Raw genomic sequence first — 14,762 nt, forward strand, 5'->3', positions numbered from 1 at the left:
CGCTCCACCGTCCCCCGACCGCCCAGCGGTCACCGTCCCCCGGGAGATTCCGTGAGCTCCAACAGCACGACGCCGCCAACAGGCCGCACCGTCGCCGGCACCGCCGACATCAAGCGCCTCCTGTCCGCCGCGTTCATCGGCACCGCCCTCGAGTGGTACGACTACTTCCTCTACGGCACCGCGGCCGCGCTCGTCTTCAACAAGCTGTTCTTCCCCTCGCTCGACGCCACGACGGCCACCATCGCCTCCTTCGTGACCTTCGCAGTCGGCTTCGCGGCCCGGCCCGTCGGCGCCGCGGTCTTCGGCCACATCGGCGACCGCTACGGACGCAAGGCCGCGCTGATCATCACGGTCGTCATGATGGGCGTCGCCACCGGCTGCATCGGCCTCCTCCCGTCGTACGACACCATCGGCATCTGGGCCCCCGTCCTGCTCGCCGTACTCCGCTTCGTGCAGGGCATCTCGGTCGGCGGGGAGTGGAGCGGCGCGATGCTCCTGACCCTGGAACACACGCCGAAGGAGAAGCACGGAACCTACTCGGCGGTGCCCCAACTCGGCTCACCCGTAGGCACGTTGCTGTCCAGTGGTGCCTTCGCCCTCGTCGGCCTGCTGCCCGACGACGCCTTCTACGCGTGGGGCTGGCGCATCCCGTTCCTCGCCGCCTTCGGCCTGCTCGTCTTCGCGCTCTACCTGCGCCTGCGCATCGAGGAGTCCCCGGTCTTCCGCGCCATGACCGAGGACGCCGAGAAGAACGGCCCCGCGCCCGCACCCCTCGTCGAGGCCTTCCGCAAGACCTGGGGCCGCATGATCATCAGCGTGCTCGCGGCCTTCCTCGGCATCGGCGGCTTCTTCCTGCTGACCACCTTCATGATCTCGTACGGCACCGAACAGCTCGGCATCGCGAAGTCCGTGATGCTGAATGCCACGCTCCTTGCCGCCGTGGCCGAGATGGTCGTGATCTACATCGGCGGCCGGATCGCGGACCGCGTCGGCCCGTGGAAGGTGTGCGCCGTCGGCGGTGTGCTGTCTGTCCTGGTCGCCTTCCCGGTCTTCTGGCTCGTCGACACGGGGCAGACCGCCCTCGTCATCCTTGGTGTGACGCTCGGCGTCGCCGTCATCTCCATCCCGTACGCCACCATCGGCGCCGTCGTCACGGACCTGTTCCCGGACACCTTCCGCTACAGCGCCGTCGCGATGTCGTACAACCTCTCCGGTGTCCTCGGCGGCTTCGTCCCGCTCATCGCCGCCTGGCTGACCGGCGTCACCGACGGCGCGTCCTGGGGTGTCGCCCTCCTCCTCGTCCTGATCGCCGCCTGCACCGCGGCCGGTTCCTTCCTGGCCGGCCCGCTGCTCGGCAGCCGGTCCGCCACCCCGTCCGAGCACACCTCCGCACCTCAGAAGGCCACCGCATGACCCAGCACCACCCCGCCCGTCCCGGCGGCCAGGTCCTCATCGACCAGCTGTCCGCGCACGGCGTCGAGACCGTCTACGGCGTGCCCGGCGAGAGCTACCTCGCCGCGCTCGACGCCCTGCACGACGCCCCCGTCCATATGGTCGTCTGCCGCCACGAAGGCGGGGCCGCCTACATGGCGGAGGCCCATGGAAAGCTCACCGGGCGCCCCGGAGTCTGTTTCACGACCCGGGGCCCCGGGGCCACCAACGCGCTGGTCGCCCTGCACACGGCGTACCAGGACGCCACGCCGATGATCCTCTTCATCGGCCTGGTGCCACGCGGCCACGCCGACCGGGCCTCCTTCCAGGAGCTCGACCTGCGCGGCACGTTCGGCGCGAGCGCCAAGCTCGTCGAGACCATCGACGACGCCGCGCGCATCCCCGAGTACGTCGCCCGGGCCTTCGCCGTCGCGAGCAGCGGCCGGCCGGGACCCGTGGTCCTGGGCCTGCCGGAGGACATGCTCACGGACGTCGTCGGTGTAGCCGACGCCATCCCGCTGCCCGTCCCTGGCGGCGGCGTCACCTCTGCCGAACTCGCCTGCCTGGAAGGGCTGTTGACGACAGCCGAGCGACCCCTCCTCTTCCTCGGTGGCGGCCGCTGGACCCCGCACGCCCGCGCCGCCGTACGGGACTGGGCCGAGGCATGGTCCCTTCCCGTGGCCGTGGACTTTCGCTGCCAGGACCTCATCGACAACGAGTCCGAGGTGTACGTCGGTCCGCTCGGCTACGGACGCGACGACGCGCTCGCCCGGCGAGTGCGCGAGGCCGACCTCCTGCTGGCCGTCGGGACCGCACCGGGTGACGTCGCGACCGACGGATTCACGCTGCTCCCCACCGACGGCACGGGACCGCGGCTCGTCCAGGTGCTGCCCGAACCGCAGCCGCCGGGCGCCCTGTACCCCGCCGCACTCACCCTGCTCGCCGCCCCCGAGGCCTTCGCCGACCCGGTACGCACCCTGCGCCCTGGCAGCCCCCTGCCGTGGGCCGTGCGGACCAAGCAGGACAGGGCCGCGCATCTGGCATTCCGCACCCCGGTCCCGGAGGAGGATCCGCTCGACCTGGCCACCGTCTTCACCGCCCTCGACGACCGGCTCCCCGCGGACGCCGTCATCACCTTCGGCGCCGGCAACCACGCCATCTGGGCGCAGCGCTTCCTCACGTACCACGACGGCACACGCCAACTCGCCCCCCGCAACGGATCCATGGGATACGGCATACCCGCAGCCGTGGCCGCCGCGATCCACGATCCGGACCGCCTTGTCGTCTCCGTCGCGGGCGACGGCTGCTTCCTGATGAACGGTCAGGAGCTCGCCACCGCCGTGGCCGAGGGCGCCAAGCCGCTGATCATCGTGCTGAACAACGCCAAGTACGGCACCATCCGCCAGCACCAGGAGCAGGCCTACCCGGGACGGGTCAGCGGCACCGCCCTCGGCAACCCCGACTTCGCCGCGTACGCCCGCGCCTTCGGCGCCCACGGCGAAACCGTCACCGTCACGGACGAGTTCGGGCCCGCGCTCCAGCGGTCCCTCGGCAGCGGCAAGGCCGCCCTCATCGAGCTGAAGGTGACCGACGGGCGTCTCGCCCCCGGCGTCACCGTCGCCTCCCTGCGCAAGGAGAGCTGCCATGTCTGACCTGACCCTGCACAACATCGTCGACGGCCGCAGCGCCGAGGTAGCCGACCGCATGGAGCTGACCGACCCCGCCACCGGAGAGGTCTACGGCACCGCGCCCCGCTCGTCCGCCACTCAGGTGGACGCGGCCGTGGCCGCCGCACGGCGCGCCCTGCCCGCCTGGCGCCGGAGCACCCCGGCCCAGAGGCAGGAGGCACTCCTGCGCCTGGCCGACCTGGTGACCGAGCACGCGGACCGTCTGGTCGACGCGGAGGTGCGCAGCACCGGCAAGCCGCGCGAGACGACCCGGACCCTCGAAGTCGGCCGTGGCGCCGATCAGTTGCGCTTCTTCGCGGGCGCCGCGCGGGTCCTGGAGGGCGTCGCCGCCGGCGAGTACGCGGAGGGCCACACCTCGTACGTCCGCCGCGAGGCCGTGGGCGTCGTCGCCCAGGTCACGCCCTGGAACTATCCGCTGATGATGGCCGTGTGGAAGCTCGGCCCCGCGCTCGCCGCGGGCAACACGGTGGTCCTCAAGCCGTCCGACACCACGCCCTGGTCGACCGTCCTGCTCGGCGAACTCGCCGCGCGCGTCTTCCCGCCGGGCGTCGTCAACATCGTGTGTGGCGACCGGGACACCGGACGCGCGCTCGTCGCCCACCCGGACGTCGACATGGTGGCCATCACCGGCAGCACCCGGGCCGGCTCCGAGGTCATGGCCGAGGCCTCGCGCGAGGTCAAGAACGTCCACCTCGAGCTGGGCGGCAAGGCCCCGGCCGTCGTCTTCGCCGACGTCGACCCCGTCCGCACGGCCCGCGCCCTCGCCGACGCCGCCTTCTTCAACGGCGGCCAGGACTGCACCGCCGTCACCCGGATCCTGGTCCAACGCGAGGCCCACGACGCCCTGTTGACGGCTCTCGTCGACGCCGCACGCGACACGGCTACCGGTGCGCCGGACGAGGACGCCTTCTACGGCCCCCTCAACAGCGCCGCCCACGCGGCGCGCGTCGAGTCCGTCATCGCGACGCTTCCCGAGCATGCGCACGTCGAGACAGGGGGCACGCGCCTCGACCGCCCCGGGTACTTCTTCCCGCCCACCGTCCTCTCCGGCGTCCGGCAGGACGACGACGTGGTGCAGGGGGAGATCTTCGGCCCCGTCGTCACCGTCCAGCCCTTCGACACCGAGGAAGAGGCCGTCGCTCTGGCCAACGGCGTCGACTTCGGCCTGGCATCCAGCGTCTGGACCGCCGATCTGGGGCGCGCCATGCGACTGAGCGCCGAGCTGGACTTCGGCTGCGTCTGGCTGAACTGCCACCAGGTGGTCCTCGCCGAGATGCCCCACGGCGGATACAAGCAGTCGGGCGTCGGCCGCGACCTGAGCCGCTACGGCTTCGACGACTACACGCGGATCAAGCACGTCATGGCCGCGCACGCCGCCCCCTGACGCGCACCGCCGTTGCCGTGCTCGGCCCGCTACTTGATCAGTGCGTTCGCCACGACGACGATCAGGCCGAGCAGCGCGTCGCCCAGGCCGAGGAACAGCGACCGGGCCCACGTCCGGCCGCTGAACCGCGCCGCCGTCAGACCCCAGCCGAAGAGCAGGGCGACGTTGAAGCCGAGGGCGACGTACTCGATCCCCGGGTAGTTCCACCAGCCGAGCCCCGCCCCGAAGAGCATCACGAGCGTCGGCAGGGTGGCGAGGAGCAGCGGCCACTCCTCGGCGAGCGCCCGCACCGCGGCGAGCGCCCCGTGGTGGGTCTCGTCCCCGCGCCGGGCGATGAGGTGCGCGTATCCGTGCGCCAGGGCCGAGGCGAACGCGGTGATCAGGAGCCACTTGGCGTCGTACAAGCGGTCCGCGCGTGACGAGCGCCCGTACTGGGTGAGCGCGGCGACCATGGAACTGGCGAGGACGGCTCCGTAGACGCCGCCGAACAGCACGTTGGGCCGGGCGGCGCCACGGCTCAGGGTGCGGCCGCAACGGCGGAGGGTCTGGCGGGTGTTCATGACGGGATCCTCGGGGACGTCCGTGGGGCGCTGTGCCTGGGCGATGGGGTGGGCGGAGGGGGCGGGCAGCGCCGGGTGAGTGGTCGGCTGTCCGGCCACTTTCGCCCGGGGTCGGTGGGGGTGGGTCGGAGCGACACGCGTGGCATGTGCCGGTTTCTCCCGAGTTCCGAGATGGCCGGGTGGGGGTGCGCATCATTGAAGTTGAGTCCGGGTTCAGGTACGTTTCGCATGCCTGCCGAATCCGCGACCAGGAGGCTGTCCCTTGAGTACCCGAATCAGCGCCGTCCTCTTCGACTTCGGAGGAGTGCTGACCACCAGCCTGATCGAGGCATTCGAGGCCTTCGGCGCCACGCTCGGCGTGGATCCACGGCTCCCGCTCCGGCTGCTCGCGAAGGATGAGCGCTCCAGCGCCCTCCTCGTCGAGCACGAAGAAGGCCGGCTCGGCCAGCGTGAGTTCGAGGACGGCTTCGCCGAGCGGCTGCGCGCGCACGGTGCCGACATCCAGGGGCCCGGCCTCCTGACCCTGATGCAGACCGGACTGCGCCCCGACCAGGCGATGCTCGACCTCGTCGCCGAAGTGCGGAACGCGGGACACCGCGTGGGCCTGCTCTCCAACTCCCTGGGCGACGACTGCTACGCGGGCTTCGACCTGGAGTCCATGTTCGACGCCGTGGTGATCTCAGGCGAGATCGGCGTACGCAAACCGTCCCGGCGCGCGTACGCCATCGCATGCGAGCGCCTGGGCACCGAGCCCGCCGAGACCGTCATGGTCGACGACCTCGAACACAACATCGTCGCGGCACGACGCGCCGGCCTCGCAGGCATCGTCCACCGCGAAGCGGCCACGACCGCCGTGGAGTTGAGGGCCTTGCTGCACCAGGACGTGACGACAGCGGAAACGCAGGCAGACGCGTAGCACGGCCCCGTTCCCGCCGGCCGGCCGCGCCGCGCCGGTGCGCCGGTCCCTGAAATCCATCCCCCGTGAGGAGAACCACGTGTTCGAGCTGACCGACAGGGCCAAGGAGTACCAGGAGAAGCTGCTCGCCTTCATGGACGAGCGGATCTACCCGGCGGAGCCGGTCTACGAGGCGCAGATGGCGGAGTCGCGCGATCCGCACTTCCACCCGCCCATCCTCGAGGAGCTCAAGGCGGACGCGAAGAAGCGCGGGCTGTGGAACCTCTTCCACCCCCACCCCGAGTGGGGCCCCGGACTCACCAACCTCGAGTACGCCCCGCTCGCCGAAATCATGGGCCGCAGCGCGCACCTGGCCCCCGAGGCCACCAACTGCAACGCGCCGGACACCGGCAACATGGAGGTGCTGACGCTCTTCGGCACCGACGAGCACAAGGAGAAGTGGCTCAAGCCGCTCCTCGACGGTGAGATAGCCTCCGCCTTCGCGATGACCGAGCCCGCCGTGGCGAGCTCCGACGCCACCAACATCCAGCTCCGGATGGAGCGGGACGGCGACGACTACGTCCTCAACGGACGCAAGTGGTGGACCTCCAACGCCCTGCACAAGAACTGCAAGGTGCTCATCGTGATGGGCAAGACGGAGCCGGAGGCCGCGACGCACCGTCAGCAGAGCATGATGGTGGTGCCCATCGACACCCCCGGCGTCACCGTCCTGCGCAACCTCCCCGTCTTCGGATACCAGGACCGCGAGGGGCACGCAGAGGTCGTCTTCGAGGACGTCCGGGTGCCGGTCACCGCGCTGCTCGCCGGAGAGGGCGACGGCTTCATGATCAGCCAGGCCCGGCTCGGCCCCGGCCGCATCCACCACTGCATGCGTGCCGTCGGCATGGCCGAGCGCGCCCTCGACCTGATGATCGACCGCGCCCAGGCGCGTACGACCTTCGGCGAGCCCGTCGCGAACCGCGCCAATGTGCAGGACTGGATCGCCGAGGCCCGCATCGAGATCGACATGGTCCGGCTGCTCACCCTCAAGGCCGCGTACCTGATGGACACGGTGGGGAACCGGCACGCGCGCACCGAGATCGCCGCGATCAAGGTGGCCGCGCCGGAGGTCGCGCTCAAGGTGGTCGACCGGGCCATCCAGGTGCACGGCGGGGGAGGCGTCTCCGACGACTTCCCGCTCGCCAGCATGTACGCGCATCTGCGCACCCTGCGCCTCGCCGACGGACCCGACGAGGTCCACAAGCGCACCATCGCCATGCGGGAACTGCGCCGCCGGGAGCCGCAGTGGGGCCGCACCCGCTGACCGACCGGCCCCCGGTGCGGGGCCCTGCCGGGCCGAGGGAGGACGGAGGCGATCGGCGCACGCGGGTGTGCGAAGATCGCCTCGCTCCCGTACGGCCGGTCACAGGTGCGCGCAGTGCCCGGCGGGCAGAACGGGCGAGCAGCAGCAGAAGCCAGCAGAGGAAGGCCCCACGACATGACCACCCGCGGCCACGCATCCGACGGGGAGGGCATCCCCTCGCTCGCGGACACCTCCGCCCTGCGTGAACCCCCCGCCACCGCGCGCGGCGCCCGGACCCGCGCCGCGCTCGTGGCCGCGGCCCGCGTTGTGTTCGAACGGGACGGCTATCTGGACTCGCGCCTCACCGACATCACCGCCGAGGCGGCCTGCTCGACCGGCACCTTCTACACGTACTTCGCCGGCAAGGAGGAGATCTTCCAGGCCGTGCTCGAAGTCGCGCAGGACGACATGCTGCACCCGGGCATGCCACGCCTCGACCCCGAGGACAGCTCGCCCGTCGGCGTGATCGAGGCCAGCAACCGGGCCTACTTCGAGGCGTACAGACGCAACGCGAAGCTGATGCTGATCCTCGACCAGGTCGCGGCCGGCGACTCCGGGTTCCGGGAGGTGCGGCGGCGCCGGAGCCGCGCGTTCGCCGACCGCAACGCCCGCGCCATCAAGGACCTCCAGGACCGCGGGCTCGCGGACCGCGACCTCGACCCCCTCATGGCGGCGCGGGCGCTCTCGGGCATGGTGAGCCGCATGGCCTACTACGCGTACGGGCTCGGTGAGAACCACACGCTCGACGAGCTGGTCGAGACGTCCACCGCGCTCTGGGCCAACGCCCTCAAGCTGGACAGGAACGCCGAGTAGCGCGACAGGAGCGCCAGGCGGGGGGAGTTGCGGCGGCCCAAGGGGCAATCGCCGCACGCCCCTTGACCGAACGGCACCCGCTCCCGGAGTGTGTGGTGGCTGAGCCGCCCATATTCCACGGAGGCATGTGTGACTCGTCCGAGAAGTCGTAGAACCCGCAGTGCGGCGACCGCCGCACTGGCTGCCGGGTTGCTGATGGGGGCGTCGACGGTGGCCTCCGCTGATTCGACAACGTTGTCAGAGGCTAGGACAACGTTGTCCACGTCCAACTCGCCTGCCGCCGCCGCGAAGCCGTCCCTGGTGGACGACCCCGCCGCCTACGTGGACCCGCTCATCGGCACGGGCCGGGGCGGAGCGAGCGTCGGCGAGATCAACAACTTCCCGGGCCCCGCAGCCCCGTTCGGCATGATGCAGTTCTCGCCGGACACGGCAGGCTCGTACGCCGGGTACCAGTACCACAGCGACAAGATCCGCGGCTTCAGCCTCGATCACGCCTCGGTCGGCTGCACGGCATTCGGCGACGTGCCGATCCTGCCCGTGACCGGAGACGTCGGCCCGGCCCCGTGGGACCGGACCGAGTCCTTCTCGCACGACGACGAAAAGGCCGAACCCGGTTACTACGCGGTCATGCTGGGAGACTCGAAGGTGCGGGCCGAACTGGCCGCCACCACGCGTACGGGGCTGGCGCAGTTCACGTTCCCCGAAGGGGCGGACGCGGCCCAGGTGCTCGTGAAGGGCGGCGCCAGCCTCTCCGGCAACAAGCACGCCGACCTGCACGTCGTCGGCGACCGGCAGGTCACCGGGTCCGCGACGACCGGCAACTTCTGCGGCAAGGGCAACGAGTACACGGTCCACTACGCGATCACCTTCGACCGCCCGTTCACCGCGCACGGCACCTGGGACGGCAAGACCGTCTCCAAGGACAGCGACACCGTGGACGCCCCCAAGGCGGGTGCCTACCTCACCTTCGGGACGGCCGACTCGCGCACGGTGCGGGCCAAGGTCTCCATGTCGTACGTCTCCGTGGACGGCGCCGAGGCCAACATGGCGGCCGAGGTGCCCGGCTGGAGCCTGGACGCCCTGCGCCGGCAGACCCGCGACCAATGGGCCGCCACGCTGGGCAGGATCCGCGTCGCCGGGCGCGACACCGGTGAGCTGAAGACGTTCTACACCGCGCTGTACCACTCGTTGATGCACCCGAACACCTTCAACGACGCCGACGGACGCTACATCGGCTTCGACGACAAGGTGCGCACGCTGCCCGCGGGCCACAACCAGTACGCCAACTTCTCCGACTGGGACACCTACCGCTCGCTGGCGCCCCTCCAGGCGATGCTGTGGCCGAAGCAGGCCAGTGACATGGCGCAGTCGCTCGTCAACGATGCCGAACAGGGCGGCTGGTGGCCGCGCTGGCCCCTGGCCAACGACTACACGGGGCAGATGACGGGCGACAACTCCGTCCCTCTCATCGCGAACCTCTATGCCTTCGGCGCCCGCGACTTCGACCTCAAGAAGGCGCTGAAGTACCTGGTCAAGGGCGCCACTTCGGTGGACGACACCCCGGGTGCGTACACGGAGCGGCCGGGGATCGGCGAGTACGTCGACCGCGGCTACATGCCCAACAACGACGCCTCGCGCGGCGACCACCAGCGGGTGGGCGGCTCCGTCACCCTGGAGTGGGCGATCGACGACTTCGCCATCGCTCAGCTCGCGAAGGCCGCGGGCGACAAGGACACCGCCGCGACCTTCACCCGCCGGGGCCAGAACTGGCAGAACATCCTCAACCCCGCCACCGGCTACCTCCAGCCGCGCGGCGAGGACGGCCGCTTCCCGGACGGCCCGGCCTACCAGCCGCCGCCCCCGGGCAAGTTCGGCCAGGACGGCTTCGACGAGGGCAACGCGGCACAGTACAACTGGCTCGTCCCGCAGAACACCGAGGGTCTGATCGCGGCCATGGGCGGGCGCGACGCGGCCGCCGACCGCCTCGACACCTTCTTCACGAAGCTGAACGCGGGTCCGAACGAGCCCTACATGTGGGCGGGGAACGAGGTCGACTTCGGTGTGCCGTGGGTGTACAACCACCTGGGCATGCCGTGGAAGACGCAGAAGGCCGTGCGCGACGTGGCCACCACCCTGTTCAGCCCCACGCCCGACGGCGAGCCCGGCAACGACGACCTCGGGGCCCAGTCCTCCTGGTACGTATGGGCCGCGCTCGGCCTGTACCCGTCGACACCCGGCACCCCGGATCTCGCCGTGCACAGCCCGCTCTTCGAGCGCGCGGTCCTGGATCTGCCCGGCAAGGGGCGGGAGTTGGACATCCGCGCCCCGCAGGCGTCCGCCGACGCGCCGTACGTCCACGGGCTCACGCTCGACGGCCGCACCTGGGAGCGCACCTACCTCCCGCAGTCCGCGGTGAAGGACGGGGCGCGCCTCGACTTCACGCTGTCCGGCACGCCGGACAAGACCTGGGCGACGTCCGCGAAGGCCGCGCCGCCCTCGTACCGCTCGGGCGAGCGATCCTTCCTCGCGAGCGCGACGCCCAACGCGGCGTCGGCCGTTCCCGGCGGCGACGCGGCGAAGGTCACCGTCCACGGTCAGCGTCTGGCCGGCCACGACAAGACGCTGACCGTCACCGCGCAGGCCCCCGAAGGGCTGACCGTCTCGCCCACGGGCGGGCCGCTCGGCCTCGACGCGAAGACCGGCTCGGGCGAACTCACCCTCTCCGTGAAGGCCGCTGCCGGCACGGCCGAGGGCTACTACGAGATCCCGTTGACCGTCCGTGGGAAGGGGACAGCGGACAAGCCCGTACAGCTCTCCGTGTTCCTGCTCGTCGCCCCTGAGGGCGGTCTCGCGGCCGCGTACGACAACGCCGGATCCTCCGACGACGCCGACCGGGGCCAGGGTGACTACGACGGCGACGGCAACACCTACTCCCGTCAGGGTCTCGAAGCCGCCGGTCTCAAGGGCGGCACGCGCGTCGAGGTGGCGGGCACGTCCTTCGTGTGGCCCGCCGCGCCCCAGGGGCGGCCCGACAACGTCGCCGCCGCGGGTCAGCGCATCGACCTGGCGGACCGGGCGAAGGACTCCGGGAAGCTGCTGTTCGTGGGCTCGGCGACGCACAGCGACCAGCGCGGCAGCGCCACCGTGACGTTCACCGACGGCTCCACCGCCACCGCGGATCTCTCGTTCGGCGACTGGACCCTGCCGGGCGGCGGGACGGACCCGGTCTTCGGCAACACGACCGTGGCCCGCGTCGACCACCGCAACCAGGCCGGGGGCGCCGGGCCCGCCGCGTACGTCTTCGCCACCAAGCCCTACGACGTGCCGGAAGGGAAGCACATCAAGAGCGTGACCCTGCCGGACAACGGCAACCTGCACGTCTTCGCGGTCGGCCTCGGCTGAGGTCACCCGGTCCGATCGAGTGCCCGCCTCACGGGGCGGGCACTCGAACGCGGTCGCCGTGTCGATTCGTCCGTGCCGCCGTGCGTCAACTACCGTCTCACCGCGCTCGGGCGCTCGCCCGAGCAGCCGCCGGCCATGGTCCGCGCGGGCCGTCGAGAGACAGGAATGCCGCCGATGAGCTCGGGGTTCGACGGGCAGACACCGTACGGCGACGAGCTGCGCACGCCGCTGCGCGACTTCCTGCGCACCGAGACCGGCAGCGCCTCCGTGCTGCTCGTCGCGGCGCTCGCGGCACTGGCCTGGGTGAACATCGGCCCCGGCACGTACGAGGACTTCTGGGGGACACACTTCTCCGTGCGGGTCGGTTCCGCCGGGGTGTCGCTGGAACTGCGGGAGTGGGTCAACAGCGGCCTGATGACGATGTTCTTCTTCGTCGTCGGCCTGGAGGCGCGGCGCGAGTTCGACATGGGGGAGCTCCGCGAACGCCGGCGCGTCACACTGCCCCTCGTCGCGGGACTCAGCGGCATGCTAGTCCCCGTCGCCGTCTACCTGGCCATCAATGCCGGACAGGGCACGGCCCACGGCTGGGGCGCCACGATGTCGACCGATACGGCGTTCGCCCTCGGCATGCTGGCCCTGCTCGGCAACCGGCTGCCCGGCGGCCTGCGCATCTTCATCCTGACCGTGGCCGTCGTCGACGACTTCGTGGCGCTGATCGTCATCGCCGTCGCCTACAGCGGCCACATCGACGTCCCCGCCCTCCTGGTGGCTCTCGGCCTGTTCGGCGTGATCCTGCTGGTACGGGCCACCGGCACCCGGCGAGGCTGGGTGTACGCGCTGTTGGCCGTCGCGACCTGGGTGGCGCTGCTGGAGTCGGGGGTGGACCCCGTCGTGGTCGGCCTCGCCATGGGGCTGCTGACCTCCGCGTACCCCGCCAGCCGTACCGCGCTGGAGCGGGCGAGCGGCCTGTTCCGGCTCTTCCGCGAGCAGCCGACCCCCGAACTGGAGCGGTCGGTGCGGCTCGGCCTCGCGTCGGCGCTGTCCCCCAACGAGCGGCTGCAGCGCCTCTACCACCCCTGGACCAGCTATGTGATCGTGCCGCTGTTCGCCCTCGCCAACGCCGGCATCGAGATCAGCGGCGGCGAACTGGCCCGCGCGTTCGGCTCGCCGATCACCCTGGGCATCCTCATCGGCTACGTCCTGGGCAAGCCGCTCGGCATCGTCGGCGCCTCCTGGCTGACGACCCGGCTCAGCCGCGGCCGGCTGCGCCCGCCCGTCGGCTGGGGCGCCACCGCGGCCGGGGGAGCCATCGCGGGCGTCGGATTCACCGTGGCCCTGCTGATCGCCACCCTCGCCTTCGACGGCGACCAGCTGGCCGAGGCGAAGATCGGCATCCTCAGCGCGGTGGCCGGCGCGTTCCTCATGACCTGGCTCGTTTCCTGGGTCATCGGAATCCTGCCCCGCCCCGCCCGGATGAGGGCCCTCCTCGGAACGGCCGAGGCCATCGTCGACCTGGCCGTGCCGGTCGACCCCGACCGCGACCACGTGCGCGGACCACGGCACGCGCCCGTGACGGTCGTCGAGTACGGCGACTTCGAGTGCCCCTACTGCGGACAGGCCGAACCCGTCGTGCGGGAGCTGCTCGCCGGCTTCGGCGACATCCGCTACGTGTGGCGGCACCTGCCCCTGAACGACGTGCACCCGCACGCCCAGCTCGCCGCGGAGGCGGCCGAAGCGGCGGGGGAGCAGGGCGCGTACTGGGAGATGCACGACCTGCTGTTCACCCGCCAGGACGCCCTGCGGGCCGCCGACCTCCTGAAGTACGCGGGTGAACTCGGCCTGGACACCGACCGGTTCCACAAGGACCTGCGGGCGCACAGAGGCGGGGGACGGGTCGCGGAGGACCTCGAGTCGGCAGACCTGAGCAGCGTCTCGGGCACACCCACGTTCTTCGTCAACGGACGACGCCACCACGGGGCGTACGACATCGAAGGGCTGTCGGCGTCGGTGCGGGCGGCCAAGGAGCGGGCAGTGCTGGCCGGCAGGCGCGGGCCCCGGCGTCAGTAGTTCCAGGGACGCTTCTCGCCGGGCCGGATCTCGGCCGCGATGTCGTCGCCGAGCCGGGCGACGGCGGTGCGTCCCTCGATCTCCGTCAGCCACTGGTGCGGGAGGTGTACGTCGCCATGCAGCGCGCCGAGGATGTTGCCGCACACGGAGCCCGTGGAGTCGCTGTCGCCCGAATGGTTGACCGAGAGCAGGAACGCGGCCTCGATCGGTGTGCGCGGGGGCTTCGGGTCGCACACCGTGCCCTGCTGACCGACGTAGAAGGTCTGTGGCCGGGTGCGGGCGAGCGCCGCGTACACGCCGATGGCGAGGGCCTCCTCCGCGACCCAGCCGGCGCCGAGCGTCTCCACCTTCTCGGGGGTGGCCTCGCCCTCCTCCTCGGCGAGCGCGACGGCCCGGCTCAGCGCGGCCGTGGTCTCCTCGTGGCCCCGATAGCCGGCGAGCAGCCGCAGGGTGCGCAGCAGCGCGCCCTCCAGGGACTCGCCGTCGACGAGGTGGCTGATGAGGGCGGCGAACGCACCGGAGGCGAGGTAGCCGGTGGGGTGTCCGTGCGTGATCTGGGCGCACTGCGCGGCGAGTTCGAACGACCGGCGGGCGCCCAGGTCCGTCAGGCCGAAGGGCGCGGAGCGCATCACGGCGCCGCAGCCCTTGGAGTTCGGGTTCACCGGCCCCGGCTCACCGGTGGGCTTCCCGTACGGGTCGGGGGTGAACCCCGCTTCGACGCCGCTCAGGCAGGCGTTGCCGGGCGCGCGGCGCGCGTACAGCCAGTTCTCGTGCCGCAGCCACCCGATGCGGTGGCGCAGGTCCTCCTCGGGCAGCGGCCCGGGGTGGTTCTGCGTCTCCAGCCACCGCAGATACGCGTCGTGCACGATGGCCGCCTCGGCGCCGCCGATGCCCCGGTCCCGGGTGCGGCAGTACCCCCGCAGATGCCCCTCGGCGGTGAACAGGGTCATCTGGGTGTCGTCGCTGACCCGGCCCGTCACACCGTCCGCGTCGGCCACCAGGCCGGTGACCCCGGCCGCGCCGTGCGTGGCGCGGATGGCGTCGAGGGAGAGGAACTCGACGGGGTACCCGAGCGCGTCACCGATCGCGCCGCCGAGGAGACAACCGCGTACGCGGCTGCGGTGGACGGCGAGATCGGCCCAGGAACGGGTGTGCACGG

At 71.6% G+C, this 14,762-nt stretch carries 10 protein-coding genes; 8 read left to right on the forward strand and 2 right to left on the reverse strand.

Annotation, left to right across the window (positions count from 1 at the left end; all coding sequences use genetic code 11):
• Window positions 1-51 precede the first annotated feature (51 nt).
• Genes ACWFR4_RS21490 through ACWFR4_RS21500 form a run of 3 tightly spaced genes read left to right on the forward strand, consistent with a single transcriptional unit; the run spans window position 52 to window position 4,503 of the window.
• Window positions 52-1,413 carry an MFS transporter gene (locus ACWFR4_RS21490; RefSeq protein ID WP_453653990.1) on the forward strand — a complete coding sequence of 454 codons (1,362 nt, stop codon included), beginning with the start codon at window positions 52-54 and terminating at the stop codon, window positions 1,411-1,413.
• Complete coding sequence (locus ACWFR4_RS21495; protein ID WP_453653992.1) at window positions 1,410-3,083, forward strand: thiamine pyrophosphate-dependent enzyme; 1,674 nt, start codon at window positions 1,410-1,412, stop codon at window positions 3,081-3,083. The genes ACWFR4_RS21490 and ACWFR4_RS21495 overlap by 4 nt, the downstream gene beginning before the upstream one ends.
• The gene (locus ACWFR4_RS21500) at window positions 3,076-4,503 is read left to right on the forward strand and encodes an aminobutyraldehyde dehydrogenase (protein WP_453653994.1); all 1,428 of its coding nucleotides are present in this window, start codon (window positions 3,076-3,078) and stop codon (window positions 4,501-4,503) included. Before ACWFR4_RS21495 ends, ACWFR4_RS21500 begins: the two co-directional genes overlap by 8 nt.
• Before the next feature lie 29 nt (window positions 4,504-4,532).
• Here ACWFR4_RS21500 and ACWFR4_RS21505 read toward each other — a convergent pair whose 3' ends face one another.
• Window positions 4,533-5,063: a hypothetical protein gene (locus ACWFR4_RS21505; RefSeq protein WP_453466070.1), complete on the reverse strand. Its 531-nt coding sequence runs from the start codon at window positions 5,061-5,063 to the stop codon at window positions 4,533-4,535.
• 262 nt (window positions 5,064-5,325) lie between these two features.
• Here ACWFR4_RS21505 and ACWFR4_RS21510 point away from each other — a divergent pair, with 262 nt between their 5' ends.
• The 5 genes from ACWFR4_RS21510 (at window position 5,326) to nhaA (ending at window position 13,603) form a co-directional block, all read left to right on the forward strand.
• Window positions 5,326-5,979 carry an HAD family hydrolase gene (locus ACWFR4_RS21510; protein ID WP_453653996.1) on the forward strand — a complete coding sequence of 218 codons (654 nt, stop codon included), beginning with the start codon at window positions 5,326-5,328 and terminating at the stop codon, window positions 5,977-5,979.
• A gap of 79 nt (window positions 5,980-6,058) precedes the next feature.
• A complete protein-coding gene (locus ACWFR4_RS21515; RefSeq protein WP_453469344.1) occupies window positions 6,059-7,282 on the forward strand; it encodes an acyl-CoA dehydrogenase family protein in 1,224 nt (407 codons plus the stop codon).
• Window positions 7,283-7,456: 174 nt separating this feature from the next.
• Window positions 7,457-8,134, forward strand: coding sequence for a TetR/AcrR family transcriptional regulator (locus ACWFR4_RS21520; RefSeq protein WP_453469345.1), 678 nt, complete (start codon window positions 7,457-7,459; stop codon window positions 8,132-8,134).
• A gap of 255 nt (window positions 8,135-8,389) precedes the next feature.
• Window positions 8,390-11,536 (forward strand): GH92 family glycosyl hydrolase, encoded by a 3,147-nt coding sequence (locus ACWFR4_RS21525; protein WP_453653998.1) that lies wholly within the window; start codon window positions 8,390-8,392, stop codon window positions 11,534-11,536.
• A 165-nt stretch (window positions 11,537-11,701) separates the two neighbouring features.
• A complete protein-coding gene (gene nhaA / locus ACWFR4_RS21530) occupies window positions 11,702-13,603 on the forward strand; it encodes a Na+/H+ antiporter NhaA (protein WP_453654040.1) in 1,902 nt (633 codons plus the stop codon).
• On the opposite strand, the gene ACWFR4_RS21535 is transcribed toward nhaA, so the two are convergent.
• Window positions 13,597-14,760, reverse strand: coding sequence for an ADP-ribosylglycohydrolase family protein (locus tag ACWFR4_RS21535; RefSeq protein ID WP_453469238.1), 1,164 nt, complete (start codon window positions 14,758-14,760; stop codon window positions 13,597-13,599). The genes nhaA and ACWFR4_RS21535 overlap by 7 nt on opposite strands.
• Window positions 14,761-14,762 lie beyond the last annotated feature (2 nt).

The sequence above is a fragment of the Streptomyces sp. NPDC055140 genome, assembly GCF_053607285.1.